Genomic DNA, 17,051 nt, shown 5'->3' on the forward strand with positions numbered 1-17,051 from the left:
CAGTAATCCCTCTTGGAAGGTGATTGTGTCGGCCTCACGTGGCCAATACCTAAGCCGGGCCCTCGGGTCCGGCTTTTTTTCGTCAAAATGTGGCTTCGCGCTCCGCGTGTATTGACAGTTCCACCTATCCCCCGCATTATTTCCGAATGATCACGAAGTCGTGCGCAATCTCGTTCGAGGCCATCGTCTCGAAAAAAGGCCCCCATCCCGGGGCCTCGGATCTTTGCGCGCGCTAGCTGACTTCGTCATCGCTGCAAATCTTCGAAAACCCCGCCGCCTGGACGGGGTTTTTTCATGTGCCCTCCGTCTCAGGCTTTTTCCCGAGAAGGAGATGGAAACATGACCGGACTTCGAGATCATTTGCACGGGCTGTGGCTGCCGCTGGTGACGCCGTTCCAGGACGGCGCGCTGGATGAGAGGTCGCTGCGGCGGCTGACCCGGCACTACGGCGCGCACGGCATCGACGGCTTCATCCTGGGCGCGACCTCCGGTGAAGGCATGACGCTGCGCGCGGCCGAGCTCGAACGCCTCGTCGCCGTGGTGCGCGAGGAGATGGCGGCCGGCGGCGGCAACCTGCCGATCTGCCTCGGTCTGTCGGGCGCCGACACCTCGCGCCTGCAGGAACGCCTCGACGAGACCGCGGACTGGCCGATCGACGGTTACCTGATCGCCAGCCCCTATTATGTGCGGCCGTCGCAGCGCGGCCTGCTGGCGCATTTCGAGACGCTCGCCGACCACGCGGCATGGCCGATCGCGCTCTACAACATTCCCTATCGCTGCGCGGTCAACATCACCAACCAGACCATGCTGCGGCTTGCCGAGCACAAGAACATCATCGGCCTGAAGGATTGCGGCGCGAGCCGCGAGCAATCGATCGCGCTCTTGCGCGACCGGCCGAAGGGTTTTCGCGTGCTCACCGGCGAGGACGCAAATTATCTCGAGGCGCTCGGTGACGGCGCCGACGGCGGCATCGTGCTGTCAGCCCATGTCGAGACCGCGACGTTCGCAGCCGTGTACACGGAGGCGAAGCGCGGCAACCACGATGCGGCGCAGGCGCGCTGGCACGAGGTCGCCGAGCTGACGCGGCTGTTGTTCGCCGAGCCGAGCCCCGCGCCGGCGAAGTACTGGCTGTGGCGATCAGGCCTGATCGACAGCCCGGAGGTGCGCCTGCCGATGGTGGAAGTGAGCAGCGAGCTCGCGGCGACGATCGATCGCGAGATCGAGCTACGGATGAAGGTCGCGGCGTAGCGCTCTCTCTCTACGCGCGAGCTCTTCCTTCTCCCCTTGCGGGAGAAGGTGGCGCGAAGCGCCGGATGAGGGGTTCTCTCGACGCGCAACACTGTTCGTGAGGAGAGAGACCCCTCACCCCCCTCGCCGCTACGCGGCGAGCCACCCTCTCCCGCAAGGGGAGAGGGTTGAGGCCCGCGTGGTTAACCGCGCCCCAACGGCCTTCGCAGCCGCCGCAATCCGCATCCACGTCTCGTTTACGTGACAGCGCCTATCGTTGTCCTCAACGTCACCGAAGGGGGAATGACCATGGGGTATCGCAACCGGCCTACGGCCGCGAGCCAGTTCGCGCCCGCCGATCTCTTGCGGGGAATTCTCGTCGTCTCGTCGTTCGGGTTCTGGGCCGTGATGCTCGGCCTGATGCCGGTATTGCTGTTTCGCGTCTGGCTGGTCGGCTGAGGCCGGCGCGCGGGATGGTTAATCCGTGGTAGCACCTGTGTTCAAAATCCACTGGCCGATGCGATCCGGATCTTAAAACATCGCTGCTATCACTGATGCCCATAAGCGAAGAAATCGCGGGGGCGTTTGTGAATAGTCAGAATGAAATGGCGTCGCATTTCGACGCAGAACAGCAGGGCTTTACCACCGAGGACATTCTCTGGGCCGTCGGCATCTGGTCGGTGATCCTGACCCTGTCGCCGGTCATCGTGTTCTACATGCTGATGGTGGCGTGAGCGAAAGCCCGGAAACGCAAAACGCGCGGACTTCCCGCGCGTTTTTCGCCGCTCGAAATGAAACAATGAAAAATCAAGCAGCCTGCTTGTGCATCGCGCCGGATGCCGACGCCGTGCCGCGAATAGCCTTCACCGAACGCTCGATCGCCGCCCAGAGCCTTGCGATTTCCTGAGCCGCACGGCTCTCGGCCTGATACTCGCGCGCGCCTTCGCCGTGGCTCAGCGCCATCAGCAAATCCGAACGATTGGTGATCTGGCCGCCCCACACCGGAGCGCGGAATTTCGCCAGCGCTTCGCGGGCGATGGTGACGATCGGGCTTTCGGCTTCGTCGCGCTTGGCCGGAGCACCGTTGAGGACGACCGCGTAGGGCTTGCGCGCCGCGCGGCACATCTGGATGGTTTCCTGCACGGCGTTGACGTCGAACACGCCGGGACGCGCCGGGATGACCACCATGGTGGCGTTCTTGATCGCGTCGTCGACGACGGCCGACAGGTTCGGCGGCGTGTCGATCAACACCCATTCATAACCGTCGCGCTTGGCAGCGGAGACGATGCCGCTGACGGAGTTGACGGCCGCCTTGATCGGCGGCTCGTTGGTGCCGCGCAGCTTGTGCCACAACGTGAGCGAGCCCTGCGGATCGGCGTCCACGAGCATGACCTGCTTGCTTGCCTTGATCTGCGCAGCAAGATGTGCAGCCAGGGTACTCTTGCCCGAGCCGCCTTTACGCGATGCAAAAACAATGACGTTCATACCTTCGGCCTCCAGATTGACCCCAGGCCGCGAAAATGAATCACGCCGCTGATTCGGGAAAGAAAAATTTGTCGGGGGCCGCGCGACAGCCACGAAATAACAAGGCGTGTTGGCTTTTGAGTCACACTGCTTCGCAGGATAAAGACACGGGCCGCAACGAAAGGCCGCTCGTGGGGGGGGGTCTGTGTGTTTTTTGAGCAGCGAGGCGGAAACTGAAATGCAACCTTGCCGCGCAAACCCGCCACCGACTCTTTTCGAGCGCCCACGCGCGTCAATCGGAGCAAGCCTGCCGGCGTCGTGCGAACAAAACGAGTCCGGGGGCTGTCGCTCAGCCTTGACCGCTAGGCGCTTAGCCTTGGCTGGATTTCTTCTTCGTCGCCGGCTTGGCGCTCTTCTTCGCGGTCGTTGACGCCTTCTTCGGCGCGATGCTGGTCGGCTTGCCGGCACGGGCCTGGCCGGGCTCCGGTCCACGGCGGAAGAACACCGCGCATTGCGGCGAGAGCTGCGCCTTCTTCTTGATCATGCAGGCGGTGATGGCATCGACGTTCGGGACGAACTCGCCGCACAGCCGCATCGCATCCGGCGTGCAGGCCTGCTGCTCCTCCTGGGTATAGGCGAAACCGGCGCGCGGCAGCGCCAGGACGGCCAGGGCAAGCGCGAGGCTTGCAACGGCCGAGGGCTTAGCAAAGGACTTCAAGCGAAACGCCGGCATCGATCCCCCCACATGACGAGTCGGTTGCGAATAGTGGGTGAACGGCGGTTCGTTGGCAACCGAGGGGGTTGCGAAAGCCGACACGTGTGCGGTCTCGGCAACAGGGCGGGGTCAGGAGCCTCGGCAGTTCCCGGGGAACGCGACGACGACCCCGCCGTCGGGGCCTCAAACAAAAAACTGCGAAAACAACCCCATGCACAGTAGCCAAGTCATTGCAAACACTCACGTCGCTAAATTTTAGGATTTTTCGAAGCCCGGTTTGACTCGTCGGGCAAAACAGGGGCATCATGTCATCATCAAAATGCGCGTGGATGGTGCTCGTTCTCCCGCGCTGATCAGAAGCGAGCGGGAGTGGAGGCGGTCACATGACGGGGAATGAGGCGGAGCTGCCGCTGTCCGGGGTGACGGTGGTTTCGCTGGAGCAGGCGATCGCGGCGCCGCTGGCGAGCCGGCACCTCGCCGATTGGGGCGCGCGCGTGATCAAGATCGAGCGGCCGGGCACCGGGGATTTCTGCCGCGACTACGATCATGTGATGAACGGCATGTCGAGCCAGTTCGTCTGGACCAACCGTTCCAAGGAAAGCCTCGCCATCGACATCAAGAGCCCCGAGGGACGCAAGGTGCTCGACGCCCTGCTGCCGCGGGCGGACGTGTTCATCCAGAATCTCGCGCCTGGCGCGGCGGAGCGGCTCGGCCTCGATGCCGCATCGCTGCTGCGCAAATATCCCCGCCTGATCGCCTGCGACATCTCCGGCTATGGCCTAGGGGGCCCCTACAGCGACAAGAAGGCCTATGATCTGCTGGTGCAGTGCGAGGCCGGCGTGCTCGCCATCAACGGCACCGAGGCGGAGCCGGCCAAGGTCGGGCTTTCCGTGGTCGATATCGCCACCGGCATGTACATCCTGAACGGCGTGCTGATGGCGCTGTACGCCCGCGAGCGCACCGGCAAGGGTACGGCGTTCCAGGCCTCGCTGTTCGATTCCATCACGGACTGGATGAGCTATCCCGCCTTCTACACCGAGAGTACGGGCCGGCCGCTGCCGCGCACCGGCGCCAGGCATGCCACGATCGCGCCTTACGGCCCGTTCCGGGTCGGCGACGGAACGACAATCTTCTTCGGCATCCAGAACGATCGGGAATGGCGGTCGCTGTGCCGCATCGTGCTCGGCGATGCCGGCTTCGCCGACGACCTGCGCTTCCGCACCAATCCGCTGCGCATGCAGAACCGCGACGATCTGCAATCCCATATCGAGCGGCGCTTTGCATCCATGACCAGCGAGGAGGTGCAGCGGCTGCTGGACGAAGCCGCGATTGCGAATGCGCATCTGAACTCGGTCGAGGCTTTCCTGCAGCATGAGCAGCTTCACGCCCGCGCGCGGGTGAGAAGCGTGGGATCACCGTGCGGGCCGGTGATGAGCTTCCTGCCCGCGCTCACCATTCCCGGCGTGACGCCGCGGATGGATCCGGTGCCTGATGTCGGCGAGCACAACGCGTCGATCCTCGGCGAACTCGGCCTCAGCAAGGGAACGTGAGCATGGTCTCGCTCCGGCCGACGCGGGCTTATCTCGCCGTTCCCGCGCATCGCGCCCGTCTCGTCGCCAAGGCGGCGGCATCATTGGCGGACGCGGTATTCATGGACCTCGAAGACGCCGTGCCGGCAGGCGAGAAGGGCGTTGCGCGTGAGGAAGCCGCCCGCGCGCTGTCCTCGCTCGACTGGGGCAACAAGCACGTCGCGGTCAGGCTCAATGCGGTCGACAGCTCCTTCATCGCAGAGGAGATCCGCACGCTGGCGGCCCTGCCCCGGCTGGATGCTGTGATCGTGCCGAAGGCGGAGCGCGTGAGCGACATCGTCGCCATCGCCGATCGCTTCCGCGCAGCCGCGCCGGATCGCGCCGCGCCACTCGCGCTCGAGCTGCTGATCGAGACCGCGCTCGGCCTCGTCAATGTCGACGCCCTCGCCGCGTGCCACGACAGCGTGGCCGCGCTGCATCTCGGCGTCGGCGACCTCGCGGCCTCGCTCGGCGCCCGCACCTCCGACATCGGCATCTCGCCGGATGGCTACCGCCACGTCGGCTCCGCGCAGAGCGGCTACGCTGCCGCGCCGCTCGACCTGTTCGCCTATCCGATGATGCGCCTGCTCGTCGCCGCTCGCGCGTGCGGCCTGCGCGCGATCGACGGCCCCTGCGGCGCGTTCCGCGATGCCAGGCTGACCGAGGCCAGCGCGCAAAAGGCCGCGGCGATGGGCTTTGACGGCAAGCAGGTGATCCATCCCGACCAGATCGAGCCGACGCTGCGCGCGTTCACGCCGTCGGCCGAGGAGCTCGCGCAGGCGCGGCGGATCGTCGAAGCCATGGAGCGGGCCGAGGCGTTGGGACAGGGAGCGGTGACGCTGGACGGCAAGATGATCGACTATGCCAATGTGCGGATGGCGCGCCGGATCATCGAGCTGGGATCGTAGCGGCGTTGAGGTCGAGTCCCCCTGCGGCGCATCCTTCGAGACGCCCGCTTCGCGGGCCCTCAGGATGAGGATGGCGGGCGCGGCAACAGTCAACCATGGCGCTGAGCCTCATCCTGAGAGGCTGCGAAGCAGCTTACTGCTTCGGTTCAGCTCGCGCTTCCAGCCCGCGAAGCTGTGTCCCGACAGTCAAGTCACCGATCTTACGGCCCATGTCCTTTCCGACCTCCGTCGAGAAACGGTAATGGAAACCGGCATAGATGCGGGCATTTGCGACCTCATCGCTATAATCCTGGAGCTTGGTCCATTTGCGAGTCACCCCTGGCGCAGTAGGGCTGGTCATCGTCAGCTCTCCGACCTCGTCGCCGGCGATGGACCGGAGAACCGTGGAAACCGCCGCCGATACGATGCAGTGGGCGCAGGGGTATTCGGGATGCAACGGCGTTTCACCCAGCGGCAACCAAGACGGTTCGCGTGGCGTCATCGGGTTGTGCGTGATGTCCGCGTTGCGTATGGCCGTTACAGGCCGCCAGAAGTTGTAATGGTACTTCGCATCAAGGACGGCAACGATTGCGTCGTTCGCAGCGATCTCGGTGAGGGCGAAGAGGCGCGAGCAGTCAACGACGTCCATGTGCTTGGCCAAGGCGACCTGCCGGACGATTGGATTGAAGCTGGGAGGCCCGACCAGAAACCAGACTCGTCCGATCGCGGTCTGCTCTGCCGTTCGGCTGGTGCTGTTGCGAGCGCCGAGCTCCCGAATTTCGTTGACGTCTCTGGTCCAGGTCTCGGAATCAAGCGCCGGTGGTGGCGCTGGACGGAATTGTGAGACCGATGTCATGACCCAAGGGGACATTCCTCCAGCCGTCGTGCCGATCGGCACCACCGTCGGCACATAGGTCCCCGGGGCAGTATAGGGACGATAAGTCTCCTGAACGTCACTGCCGTCATCCCTGCGCAACGCTATCACGCCGGAAGCGGCAAGCTTTCCAAGCTCGATTCCATTCGCCTTTCCCTCCGTGTCCGGAATGCCGGAAAGCGACGCGATCAATGCCGCATCAAGGGCAGATTTCTGGTCCGGATAGATCGTCAGAAGAATGTTGTAAGCCGCAGTCGATGCTGCGGCTTCCTTGGACGTGGAGCGGTCTGCTACGAGATCCAGCTTGTATGGCGTGTATCGCCTGTCGATCGCGTTGACGACCTCGAACATGGCAACGTGAAGCATCGACATCGTGCGGGCCTGTGGCACAGGCAGCACCTTCTTTTCGGCGGCAATCGCATCTGCTTTCGCGTTCCAGTCCATGATGACATCGGCACGCGCAGTGCCGATGCAGACTGCAAGAGTGGCGACGATCAGGAATGGAGATCTCGTTGCAAGAAACGTCTTCATCTTCATGCTCCTCGTTGTTTCAACAGAGAGCGACATCTTGTACGGATGAGCCGCGCAAGAACGTAGAAGTGCAGAACGATCTTAAGATTGCAGCAAGCCCGCTGCTGTGAAACAGTTTACACTGTCCTCGCTTTCGTCGAAAAGAGTTTGAGGTCGCGCCCCAAAGAGTAAGATCGACTGCCTTACGTGATGCACGACCTGCAATCTCGGCAGTCTTCCGAAACAATCATCACATCCTTGGTGCATTCGGGCTCGCCGACGGCGCTGATCAAGCTCGGCATCTATTCGTTCGCGCGAGGTGAAGAGCGAGCGGCTGAGCATTGTGGTGATGCGTGCCGCTCCAGCTTTCGGCAATGCCAGGCGCTGCGTTCGTCTGGCAAGATTGCTCGACCCTGCTGCCGGCGTCAGCGTGCTGTTCGCGGCGATGCCGATCGGCGCGAATGCGTACATTTTTGCCGTGCAGTATCAGCGGCTGGTGAACCCGGTGTCGGGCGCAGTGGCGCTGGGGACGCTGCTGGCGGCGGTGACGTTGCCGGTGGTGGTGTAGGTGGTAGCGAGGTGAGGTCGCGCAGCACGGTCCCAATCATTTTGCCTTTGCACGCAAAGGTCGCTAGGCTGCCCCGATACACATTTCAGGGAGGGGCCCATGGCACAGCGCGAAGAGATGCTCGCATTGATCAGGACCGCCTACGCCGCGCGCGGCAAGGGCGACATCGAAGGCTTGGTGACGGCTTTTCATCCCGAGGGCCACTTCACCTTGATGGGCGACAAGAGCGCGCTCGAACTGACGGGGCGCATGGAGGGGCACCCGACCCTGCGCGCCGCTTTCACTCAGTTCACTGACACCTTCGGCTTCGAAAGCCGCGAGATCCTCGCCGAGCTCGTCGACGGCGATCGCGTCGCAGTCCATTCCCGGGTTCTCGTTAGATACAATCCAGGCGGAAAGACTTTCAGCACCGAGATCCTGGACCTGTTCAGATTTCAGGATGGCAAGATCGTCGAGCTGATCGAGTTTGCGGATACCGCGCAGATCAAGGCGGTGATTGGGTGAGGCGGGATGAGACTGAATTGAGGCTCGTCTGCCGACGATCGCGGTGGCCGGCGCGACCGCGTACAGTGTAAATCGGTACGCGACCCTCGCTTGTGCTGACTCAGAACAGCTGCGGCTCTTAACATCAAGCGATGGAGGAGAGCATGCCGTGGACATCCAGAACGCTCATTGAGGCGAAGCAGGAGTTTGTCGCTTTAGCCAATTCGCCTCACGCAAACATCCGAGCCCTCTGTCGCAAGTTCAACGTCAGCCCCAAAACGGCTTACAAGCTGCTCGCGCGTGTTCGTACAATGGGGTCTGATGGGTATCAGGATCGCTCCCGGCGGCCTCGGCACCATCCTTCGAGAACGCCAGCAGAAATCGAGGACGAAGTCTTGTCGGTCCGGGCGCTTCATCCGCTCTGGGGCGCCCGGCGGATCGCGGGCGAACTTCGCAAAAGCGGTCGAGCAAGAATCCCGGCTCCATCGACAATCTCAACTATCCTCTCACGAAGAGGTGCACTGAGCTCTGCGGACGCTATGGCCGCGATCGCCCGTCTCGCGGGCGACCCAGCCGGCGAGCTGCCCGCGTGCTGGAAGGCGAAGATGCCTCCCACTATCGACAGATTCGATCTCCGCATTGTCGGCGAGCATTTGCTGAGCGGACGGATACTCGACCGCAGGCGAGCCATAGTGCTAATAACACATTGGCTCGGTGTTCGACAAAGCAAGTTGTGTGGACTGATCGGGCTAAGTCCTGTCACTTGGCGGCGGTGTCTTCGCATCTACACGGAAGGAGGTGCGGATGCATTGTTCGCGCGGCGCCGAAGTCCTGCGCGAAAATTTGATAGAGAAGAACTCAAGAACGCCCTTTTTGACACCCTGCACCGGCCGCCAAGCGGATTCGGGATCAACCGCACCACATGGAGGGTTGTCGATCTTGCTGGTGTCCTCACGCTGCAAGGACAGCCAGTGAGCGAGGATACGGTCCGCAAGATCATAAACTCTTCGGGTTACAAGTGGCGCAAAGCCCGCGTCGTGCTGACCTCGAACGACCCGGAATTTTCTCAGAAGCTCGATCGCATCAAGTCGATCTTAAGCAACCTTGCCCCCGACGAAGCATTCTTCTCAATCGACGAGTTTGGGCCCTTTGCCATCAAGCACCAGCCCGGGAAATCGCTTACGGGTCCCGGCGAACGGCCGCTCGTTCAGCAATGGCAAAAATCTCGGGGAAAGGTCACGCTGACGGCGGCAATCGAGCTTTCGTCCAATCAGGTAACGCACTTCTATAGCGAGAAGAAGAACACGGCCGAAATGATCCGGATGATGAAGATTCTGCTCGATCAATACGAGAATTGCAGATGCATCTATCTGTCTTGGGACGCCGCCTCTTGGCACATCTCGAAGGAGCTGAGCCAAGCGGTAGAGGATCACAACAGCCGGATCGTCGGGCCTACAGTAGTGATCGCACCGTTGCCCGCTCGGGCGCAGTTTCTCAACGTCATTGAATCGGTCTTTAGCGGCATGGCACGCGCCATCATTCACAATAGCAACTACCATTCGCCTGACGAGGCAAGAGCGGCGATCGACCGATATTTTGAGGAAAGGAATGAGCATTTCCGCGCGAATCCGCGAAGGGCTGGCAACAAAATCTGGGGGAAAGAGCGAGTCCCTGCAGAATTCTTCCAGTCGCACAACTGCAAGGACCCGCAGCTCGGTTGATACGCACGGAAGCGCAATTAGGATGACGGTCTACCAAATTGATCTTGACCAACGCCCCAGATAGCACGCGCTCTGCAGCATCGGGGTTTATGTACTGCCACCCGATCACCTAGTTCTTGATCCCTTCCGCGCGAAGTAGGTCGTTGAAACTGAGGTGGATCACACCTTCCTTGTCGCAAATATCAGGGATCTTTTGTCGTTTGCTGCTATCCTGATCTACGTTCGTTTTCTTTTCACTGCTGATAACAGGAAGTCCAAGAGTCTTCGCCAGGGCAATGATCGTTAGATCGTTCAATCCGATAGTACCCTTCCGATTGCCATTGTACTCAGAGATGGCGGCCGCGTGTCGGACCTTCATCTCCTCGTAGTGAGCCACATACGTCTTCCAGTCCCAGCTCTCTTCCTCTATTTCCATCTGAAGTGCGATTGCGTTATTCTTGATGCACTCTCCAATCGGACCGGGAAGGTGTTCGAGCTCTTCGAATATCTCGACGGTCACGGCAAACGTCCCGTCTACAACTAATCCAGCGATTTTCGCCCATATAGTTGGATGGATGTCCTCTGGCATGAACTCCAGAGGGTTGCTCAACCCCGATGTGTCGAGGCAATATCTCTTCATCAGGTTCTAAAATGATTTCGGATGTCATCGAGGTGGGCAAGATTTTTGATGCCCATAAATTCTGCCGCATTGTGGTTCGTGATCATTCCGTTGGACCACGCCTCAAGGACAAGTCCAGTGTAAAGGTCACCACGGGATGACCGAAATCTTGAACCATAGTATTCGGGACGACCGCCGCCCTTGAATTCCTTCTCTTGCTGAAGGAATTGAGGTCTCTTTACGCGCCAGTAGAAATCTTGATCGACGTAACCGAGCTCAACGAGCCGAACTAGTGCAGCGTGTCGACTCACACAGAATGCGTTAGCCACGGCTGCAATCTTTCCGTCGTCTATGCTGCGCTCTGGTCGACGCGGCACTGGCTGGAGTAGCCGAACGACTTCGGTTTTGGGCATTAGGAATGCGCCCGCAAAGCCGTCGCACCAATCCTCTACCGACCGCGCCCGCGTCTTGCTTGGCGCTGATCCTATTGGACCACTGATCCCACTCTCCTTAAGGACCACGTGTCCGAGCTCATGTGCAAGCGTGAAAGCCTGTGCGGTTGGAGCTTCCTTGCTGAAGACGAGTACGGGCAGAGGACTTGCAAAGAGACACATGCCTCTCGCGCCGAAGGCCGCTAGACCCGAATTCTTCATAGTTATGATGCCCGCGCGTTCTAGGTAGTCCCGGAATGCGCTGACGAACTTGGCCTTATCGTTACCCTTGCGCGAATACTGCTCATCCATCGGTAGCTTCAGCGCTTCGCGAACAGTCGCCGCCGCCGCTTCATGGTTTTTCCCAAGGGGCCAGTAGAATGAGCTGTCAAGGACGGGCGGTTTGATTCCCAGAATTTCGTAGAGGTCGAGCGCATTGAGGCGTGTCTGTTCGGCCTCTGCCTGGATTAGTAGAAGTTCGTATTGCTCATTTGGAGCCTCGGCTTCTGAATGGAGCCGAAAATCCGGAACCAGTTGCAGCTCCTTTATCTGCGGCTGCTCCTTGGACAGAAGCTCCATAAACGGCACGTCGTAGACATTCGCTAGCTTACGGGCTTGCTTCACGGTTGGGAGGTCTGCGCCTGCCTCCCATCGCTGTATGTGATCGGGCGTTACCCCGGCTCCTTTCGCAGCGCTCTCCACGGACAGACGCACGCGCTTCCGCGCCCATTGAAGGACGTCGCGATTGAACGGCGCTCTTTCTTTTTTCTGGGCGATAGCCATTGCGCGTCACCTTAGCGCAAAATGTAAACTGAATGATGTGAGTTTCAACGCTTCGCGCCATGGTTGCGGAGAAAGCGCCCGCAGCGCGAACGCAACCAAAGGGCGGCGTTCTTCACCCTAGCCCGATATTGGGGTCACTTCTGCTAGGGATTTGATCCCGCTGGTACAGTTGGGTGGGCTCGAACCACCGACCTCCTGTTCCACAGACAGGCGCTCTAACCAACTGAGCTACAACTGCATCCTTGCGAGCCGCGCCTTGGGCTGCCTGAAAGGGCCTGACGCCTGAGGGGGCTGGACGGGGCGGAAACTAGGTGCAACGGCCCGGTTTGGCAAGGCCGCAAAACCCGATATTTCCCCTCTTAAACACCAGGAAACCAGGTCGATCGGCCGGGCGGGATCACCTCTCCCCGGCGGGGAGAGGTCGGATTGCTCTGGTGCGCGAATGCGCGCCGGAGCGATCCGGGTGAGGGGCCGCATCCCGCAGTGAGACCTGAGCCCCTCACCCGGATCGCGCCGGACGATGCTTCGCATCGCCGGGGGCGATCCGACCTCTCCCTCCGGGAGAAGTGGACGGAGTGCTGGGCGCGAGCGGAGCGAACCCATTTCAAAAGAAAAAACCCGGGCCTTTTGGCCCGGGCTTCGCATCTCACACCAATCCGACCGCTCAGGCGGCGGACGGATAGTACTTCGAGGCGCTGGCCTTGATCGGCTCGGCGGTCTCGGCGGCGACGCGCTGGGTGAGCTCGACCAGCTCCTTGGCCTGGGCCTGGTAGGTCTCGAGCTGCTTGCGGGCGTGGCCGGTCCACAGCTCCATCGCTTCCGTCGGCGACTTGGCGCCGAACAGCTGCTGGGCGAAGTCGAGCTGGGCGCTCGAATTGGCCTTCATGAACTCGACCAGCTTGGCGGTGTACTCGCTCGCGCCCTTGGAGGCGGAGGTGAAGACGGCCTCGACGGTGCCGTTGTGGGTCTCGGCGGCGTCCTTGAACTTGGCGTAGTTCTCGCGGGCCTGCGCCGCGCCCTTCTCGGCGAACGCACGCATCTGCTCGGGAACCTCGAACGGGATGATCGAGGCAGAAAACGGATCAGTCGCACCTGTCATGTTGGTCCCTCACGCTAATTGAAAAAATGGAGTGAGCCTTCTGGCGCGCCCGCCGGCCCCCATCATGGGCCCTCGCATTGAGCGGGAACGAAGACTGGAAACGCGAAACAATCGAGATGGCTCGCCCAGCGCCAAGCACTATGACTGCCTATCATGTCAACATTGTGCATCGCAACGCGGCAGAGACGTGCGGTGCGAAATTTAATCTCGGGGAGGATGAGGTTCCGGAGGCGGGGAACCGGGGGTTGAAGTGAAGAGGCACGGAGGCGAGCGGCTTTCTTACCCTCCCCTGGAGGGGGAGGGTCGATCGCGCGAAGCGCGGGCGGGGTGGGGTGATCTCTCCACTCGGGGACCGCCCGTGGGGAGAGACTGTCACCCCACCTCGGTTCGCTCTCCGCTTCGCTGCGTGCGAACCGATCCTCCCCCTCCAAGGGAGGATGGCAGCGCGCATGCCGCGCGCCCCTCCCCAACCCGCAAATCCCTTGGATGCAACATCGGCTCGGCTTGCGAGGTGGGCGGGATTAAGGTTATCGCCGCTTGGGGGGCGCTTGCGGGCTTTGGGCCGTGGACCTGGTCGCGCCTTCCGGGCGATACTAACCCTTTCTTAAGGCTGTCATTCCCGGCAGCCGCCACACGTGAAGCGTGAGATGCAGCCGGCCTGATGACGCGTTCGGATTTCCAGTTGCGAGGGGTGGGCGATCCGCGGCTGGCCGTGCATGCGACCTCTGCCCTGCCGGCCTGGCTGTGGTCGACCGACGGCGCGCGCGTGCTGTGGGCCAATCCGGTCGGCGCAAAACTGTTCGGCGCGGCCAACAGCGCAGGGCTCGCGGACAAGGTGTTCGGCCCCGCCGACAGCCATCGCCGCCAGGTCGTCAGGCTCGCCCGGCAGCTGCCGGGAGGCGGCGCCATGCGGCTCGAGCGGCTGCGCGGCTTCGGCGCCCGGCTAGGGGCGCTGATGACCTGTGCTTGCGCACGGCTCGACTTTGCCGATGGCAGCCATGCGGTGCTCATCATCGCGATGGACCCGACGCTGCGCACGATGCCGCTGGTCGAGCGGCTGCATCGGCTGGTCGCCGGCGCCAAGGTGCCGATGGCGGCGTTCGCGCCGGACGGGCTGTTCGTCGGCGCGAGCGAGGCTGCGCACGCCCTGCTCGGCTTCCGCGATCTGTTCGAGGCCGGGCTCGACCGGGCGCGCAGCGATGCGCTGGCAACCGGTCGCGCCGCAACGCCGATCGGCATCGGCCAGATGGTGCTGCAACGGGTCGGCCAAGGCGCCGATGTCGGGCTGGTCGCGCTGATCGAGCCGGCCGCCACCACAGCGGCGCGCGATGCCGCGCCGGAGGTCACGCCCGTCGAGCAGCCGGCCCCAGTGCCGGATCACGCGCAGCCTGCGCTGCCGGATGAGGCGCCGTCTGCGATCGCGCTGTTCGATGCTTTCGCCGAGCCGGCCGAGGCACCGGTCGAGACGAACGCGCCTGATGTCCCCGAGGCGCCCAAAACTCCGGTTGAAAACCAGCCGCAAGCCATTGTGTCGCCGCAGCCCGCGCCGATCAATGCGGGCATGGTCGAGCCGACTTCGGGCCAGCACTCTTCAGGCCATGACTCTTCAGGCCATGACTCTTCGGGCCAGCAAGAGCCGGCCGCACCGCGTCAGCATCCGCTGCGCTTCCTCTGGCAGATGGATGAAGAGGGCCGCTTTGTGCTCGGCTCCGATGACTTCATCCGCCTGATGGGCACGCACACGGCCGCCGGCTTCGGCCGCCCCTGGCGCGAGATCGCCGCGGAATTCTCGATCGATCCCGAGGGACGCGTGGCCAAGGCGCTCGACAGCCAGGACACCTGGGCCGGCATCACAGTGAACTGGCCGGCCGACGGCGGCGAGCACATTCCGGTCGAGCTCGCGGGCCTGCCGGTCTACGACCGCAACCGCAACTTCGCCGGCTTCCGCGGCTTTGGCGTCTGCCGCGATCTCGATGCGCTCAACCGGCTCGAGGCGCTCAGGCGCTTCGAGCTGCTCGTCGAACCGCCGGAGCAGGATCGCTCCACTGAGGCCGTCGCGCCCGATGCGGAGGCCGAGCCTGAAGCGGCGGAAACAGAGGTTGAGGGCGAAGCAGTGGCGGCGCCGCCGCCGATCGCGCCATCCGAGCCCGCGCCGCAAGCCGAGCCCGACCTGCCAGAGCCCACAAGCGAGACGACTTCACACCCAACCGAACTGGACACGCCCGTGGAAACGCCTCCCAATGTCGTGCCGTTCCGCCCGCACGGCGATGCGCGGTCTCCGACGCTGACGCCGGTCGAGAACAGCGCGTTCAACGAGCTCGCGCGGCAATTGTCCGAGCGGCTCGAACGCGAGCGCGAGAGCATCGCCACCGACGCGGCCGAGCCGGTGGCGGAAATCACAGCCGAAGCGCCAGTGCCGGAGGCGCCGCAGGCCGCAGCTGAATGGCTGACCGAGCCGGCAATACCACCGCGCGGGATGAGCGCACGCGACCGCACGCTGCTCGACCTGTTGCCGACGGGCATCCTGATCTACCGGCTCGACCGCCTGCTCTACGCCAATCCCGCCTTCCTCGCGCGCATGGGCTATGACAGCCTGACCGCGCTGGAGCATGCCGGCGGGCTGGACGCGCTCTATGTCGAGCCGGGCGTGTCGGCGGCCAGCAGCACCTCGCAAGGCGGCACGCCTGTCACGATCAGCGCGGCGGTTGCGAATGGCGACGCACCGCTTCCGACGACGGAAGCGCATCTGCACACCATCGACTGGGACGGCGACGGCGCGCATGCGCTGATCTGCGCGCTGCCGGAGGCGGCACCGATCGCCGCGCCTGCCGTTGCGGAGACCGTGGTGGCAGCAGAATCTGATGCAGCTGACGCGGAGCCAGCGGCCGGCGAAGCCGAGGCCGAGGATCTCGCCGCCATCCTCGACACCACGGCCGAGGGCATCGTGATGTTCGATGCCGAAGGCAACATCCACGCCTGCAATCGTAGCGCGGAGGCGCTGTTCGGCTATGACGGCGAGGCGCTGCTGCAGCAGAATCTGCTGACGCTGTTCGCGCCCGAGAGCCAGCAAATCGTCGCCGATTATCTGCAAAGCCTGAAGAGCCAGGACATCTCCAGCCTGCTCGATCACGGCCGCGAGGTGCTGGGCCGCGAGAAGAAGGGCGGCGTGCTTCCGCTCGCGATGATCATGGGCCGCACGCGGCCCGACGGGCCGAACTTCTTCGCCGTGTTCCGCGATCTCTCGCACGCCAAGAAGGGCGAGAGCGAATTGACCCACGCCCGCCGCCTCGTCGACGGTGCGGCGAATGCCAAGGCCGACATGCTGGCGCGGATCAGCCACGAGATCCGCACGCCGCTCAACGCCATCATCGGCTTTGCCGAGGTGATGATCTCCGAGCGCTTCGGCACGCTCGGCAACGAGCGCTACGGCGAATACATGAAGGACATCCGCGCGTCCGGCGAGCGCGTCATCGCCATCATCGACGATTTGCTGGAGCTGTCGCGGATCGAGACCGGCAAGCTCGACCTGAATTTTTCGAATCTGAACCTCAACGACCTGGTCGAAGCCTGCGTGACGGTGATGCAGCCGCAGGCCAACCGCGAGCGCATCATCATCCGCACCTCGCTCGCCCATGCGTTGCCGCAGGTGAGCGTGGATGCGCGCGCGATGCGGCAGATCACCATGAACCTGATCTCGAACTCGATCCGGCTTGCCAGCGCCGGCGGCCAGGTCATCGTCTCGACCGCGCTGACCGACCGCGGCGAGATCGCGCTGCGCATCCGCGACACCGGCCATGGCCTTTCCGAGCGCGAGGTCGCCGCCGCGATGGAGCCGTTCCGCACCCCGCCGCCGGGCGACGCCGCCGACAGCTCGGCGCTGAGCCTGTCGCTGACCAAAGCGCTGGTCGAAGCCAACCGCGCGCGGTTCAACATCAAGAGCGCCGGCCACGGCACGCTGATCGAGGTGGTGCTCGCGCCAGCGCTGGCGGGGGCGTAGGCGCGACGGCTATCGCCTTCGTCCTCCGTCATTGCGAGCGAAGCGAAGCAATCCAGACTGCCTCCGCGGTGAGACTCTGGATTGCTTCGCTTCGCTCGCAATGACGATGGGGATACAGCTCGAGCA

General features: G+C 63.0%; 15 protein-coding genes and 1 tRNA gene. 9 read left to right on the forward strand and 7 right to left on the reverse strand.

The features are described 5' to 3' along the window. Positions 1-339: 339 nt before the first annotated feature. The 3 genes from ACNJYA_RS34200 (at position 340) to ACNJYA_RS34210 (ending at position 1,961) form a co-directional block, all read left to right on the forward strand. Entirely contained in the window at positions 340-1,248 is a 909-nt protein-coding gene (locus ACNJYA_RS34200; protein WP_439401530.1) for a 4-hydroxy-tetrahydrodipicolinate synthase family protein, read from the forward strand. Positions 1,249-1,530: 282 nt separating this feature from the next. Continuing rightward, positions 1,531-1,686 carry a hypothetical protein gene (locus tag ACNJYA_RS34205; protein ID WP_172788974.1) on the forward strand — a complete coding sequence of 52 codons (156 nt, stop codon included), beginning with the start codon at positions 1,531-1,533 and terminating at the stop codon, positions 1,684-1,686. 95 nt (positions 1,687-1,781) lie between these two features. Further along, positions 1,782-1,961, forward strand: a complete 180-nt coding sequence (locus ACNJYA_RS34210; protein ID WP_210268521.1) for a hypothetical protein — start codon at positions 1,782-1,784, stop codon at positions 1,959-1,961. Positions 1,962-2,034: 73 nt separating this feature from the next. On the opposite strand, the gene ACNJYA_RS34215 is transcribed toward ACNJYA_RS34210, so the two are convergent. Then, a complete protein-coding gene (locus ACNJYA_RS34215) occupies positions 2,035-2,712 on the reverse strand; it encodes a ParA family protein (protein ID WP_025032179.1) in 678 nt (225 codons plus the stop codon). A gap of 349 nt (positions 2,713-3,061) precedes the next feature. Then, on the reverse strand, positions 3,062-3,424 hold the full coding sequence (locus ACNJYA_RS34220; RefSeq protein WP_439364618.1) for a hypothetical protein: 363 nt from the start codon (positions 3,422-3,424) through the stop codon (positions 3,062-3,064). Positions 3,425-3,789: 365 nt separating this feature from the next. Here ACNJYA_RS34220 and ACNJYA_RS34225 point away from each other — a divergent pair, with 365 nt between their 5' ends. Together ACNJYA_RS34225 and ACNJYA_RS34230 are read left to right on the forward strand one after the other, a co-directional pair. Further along, positions 3,790-4,956 (forward strand): CaiB/BaiF CoA transferase family protein, encoded by a 1,167-nt coding sequence (locus tag ACNJYA_RS34225; protein WP_439364619.1) that lies wholly within the window; start codon positions 3,790-3,792, stop codon positions 4,954-4,956. A gap of 2 nt (positions 4,957-4,958) precedes the next feature. After that, on the forward strand, positions 4,959-5,882 hold the full coding sequence (locus tag ACNJYA_RS34230; RefSeq protein WP_439364620.1) for an HpcH/HpaI aldolase/citrate lyase family protein: 924 nt from the start codon (positions 4,959-4,961) through the stop codon (positions 5,880-5,882). A 133-nt stretch (positions 5,883-6,015) separates the two neighbouring features. Here the strand turns inward: ACNJYA_RS34230 and ACNJYA_RS34235 are convergent, their stop codons facing one another. After that, positions 6,016-7,266, reverse strand: coding sequence for a vanadium-dependent haloperoxidase (locus tag ACNJYA_RS34235; RefSeq protein ID WP_439364621.1), 1,251 nt, complete (start codon positions 7,264-7,266; stop codon positions 6,016-6,018). Positions 7,267-7,594: 328 nt separating this feature from the next. Here ACNJYA_RS34235 and ACNJYA_RS34240 point away from each other — a divergent pair, with 328 nt between their 5' ends. The 3 genes from ACNJYA_RS34240 (at position 7,595) to ACNJYA_RS34250 (ending at position 10,017) form a co-directional block, all read left to right on the forward strand. After that, on the forward strand, positions 7,595-7,813 hold the full coding sequence (locus tag ACNJYA_RS34240; RefSeq protein WP_439364622.1) for a hypothetical protein: 219 nt from the start codon (positions 7,595-7,597) through the stop codon (positions 7,811-7,813). Positions 7,814-7,912: 99 nt separating this feature from the next. Further along, a complete protein-coding gene (locus ACNJYA_RS34245; protein WP_439364623.1) occupies positions 7,913-8,317 on the forward strand; it encodes a nuclear transport factor 2 family protein in 405 nt (134 codons plus the stop codon). 143 nt (positions 8,318-8,460) lie between these two features. Then, positions 8,461-10,017, forward strand: a complete 1,557-nt coding sequence (locus tag ACNJYA_RS34250) for an IS630 family transposase (protein WP_439364624.1) — start codon at positions 8,461-8,463, stop codon at positions 10,015-10,017. 109 nt (positions 10,018-10,126) lie between these two features. Here ACNJYA_RS34250 and ACNJYA_RS34255 read toward each other — a convergent pair whose 3' ends face one another. The 4 genes from ACNJYA_RS34255 to ACNJYA_RS34270 all read right to left on the reverse strand — a co-directional run bounded on the left by ACNJYA_RS34255 (position 10,127) and on the right by ACNJYA_RS34270 (position 12,928). After that, positions 10,127-10,585, reverse strand: coding sequence for a DUF4411 family protein (locus ACNJYA_RS34255; RefSeq protein WP_246709012.1), 459 nt, complete (start codon positions 10,583-10,585; stop codon positions 10,127-10,129). 50 nt (positions 10,586-10,635) lie between these two features. Then, complete coding sequence (locus tag ACNJYA_RS34260) at positions 10,636-11,829, reverse strand: helix-turn-helix domain-containing protein (protein ID WP_439364625.1); 1,194 nt, start codon at positions 11,827-11,829, stop codon at positions 10,636-10,638. 161 nt (positions 11,830-11,990) lie between these two features. Continuing rightward, a tRNA-His gene (locus ACNJYA_RS34265) sits at positions 11,991-12,067 on the reverse strand. A gap of 426 nt (positions 12,068-12,493) precedes the next feature. Beyond that, complete coding sequence (locus ACNJYA_RS34270) at positions 12,494-12,928, reverse strand: phasin (protein ID WP_172788978.1); 435 nt, start codon at positions 12,926-12,928, stop codon at positions 12,494-12,496. 661 nt (positions 12,929-13,589) lie between these two features. On the opposite strand from ACNJYA_RS34270, the gene ACNJYA_RS34275 reads away from it, so the two are divergent. Beyond that, positions 13,590-16,925: a PAS domain S-box protein gene (locus tag ACNJYA_RS34275; RefSeq protein ID WP_439401531.1), complete on the forward strand. Its 3,336-nt coding sequence runs from the start codon at positions 13,590-13,592 to the stop codon at positions 16,923-16,925. The last annotated feature ends 126 nt before the right edge of the window (positions 16,926-17,051 follow it).

Source organism: Bradyrhizobium sp. BLXBL-01 (assembly GCF_051853025.1).
Classification (GTDB): domain Bacteria; phylum Pseudomonadota; class Alphaproteobacteria; order Rhizobiales; family Xanthobacteraceae; genus Bradyrhizobium.

Bases quoted from the DNA above. Each gene is read 5' to 3' on its own strand.
- ACNJYA_RS34250 (WP_439364624.1), top strand. From the start codon at position 8,461: ATGCCGTGGACATCCAGAACGCTCATTGAGGCGAAGCAGGAGTTTGTC.
- ACNJYA_RS34260 (WP_439364625.1), bottom strand. From the start codon at position 11,829: ATGGCTATCGCCCAGAAAAAAGAAAGAGCGCCGTTCAATCGCGACGTC.
- ACNJYA_RS34255 (WP_246709012.1), bottom strand. From the start codon at position 10,585: ATGCCAGAGGACATCCATCCAACTATATGGGCGAAAATCGCTGGATTA.
- ACNJYA_RS34275 (WP_439401531.1), top strand. From the start codon at position 13,590: ATGACGCGTTCGGATTTCCAGTTGCGAGGGGTGGGCGATCCGCGGCTG.
- ACNJYA_RS34225 (WP_439364619.1), top strand. From the start codon at position 3,790: ATGACGGGGAATGAGGCGGAGCTGCCGCTGTCCGGGGTGACGGTGGTT.
- ACNJYA_RS34230 (WP_439364620.1), top strand. From the start codon at position 4,959: ATGGTCTCGCTCCGGCCGACGCGGGCTTATCTCGCCGTTCCCGCGCAT.
- ACNJYA_RS34220 (WP_439364618.1), bottom strand. From the start codon at position 3,424: ATGCCGGCGTTTCGCTTGAAGTCCTTTGCTAAGCCCTCGGCCGTTGCA.
- ACNJYA_RS34240 (WP_439364622.1), top strand. From the start codon at position 7,595: ATGCGTGCCGCTCCAGCTTTCGGCAATGCCAGGCGCTGCGTTCGTCTG.
- ACNJYA_RS34270 (WP_172788978.1), bottom strand. From the start codon at position 12,928: ATGACAGGTGCGACTGATCCGTTTTCTGCCTCGATCATCCCGTTCGAG.
- ACNJYA_RS34205 (WP_172788974.1), top strand. From the start codon at position 1,531: ATGACCATGGGGTATCGCAACCGGCCTACGGCCGCGAGCCAGTTCGCG.
- ACNJYA_RS34210 (WP_210268521.1), top strand. From the start codon at position 1,782: ATGCCCATAAGCGAAGAAATCGCGGGGGCGTTTGTGAATAGTCAGAAT.
- ACNJYA_RS34245 (WP_439364623.1), top strand. From the start codon at position 7,913: ATGGCACAGCGCGAAGAGATGCTCGCATTGATCAGGACCGCCTACGCC.
- ACNJYA_RS34215 (WP_025032179.1), bottom strand. From the start codon at position 2,712: ATGAACGTCATTGTTTTTGCATCGCGTAAAGGCGGCTCGGGCAAGAGT.
- ACNJYA_RS34200 (WP_439401530.1), top strand. From the start codon at position 340: ATGACCGGACTTCGAGATCATTTGCACGGGCTGTGGCTGCCGCTGGTG.
- ACNJYA_RS34235 (WP_439364621.1), bottom strand. From the start codon at position 7,266: ATGAAGACGTTTCTTGCAACGAGATCTCCATTCCTGATCGTCGCCACT.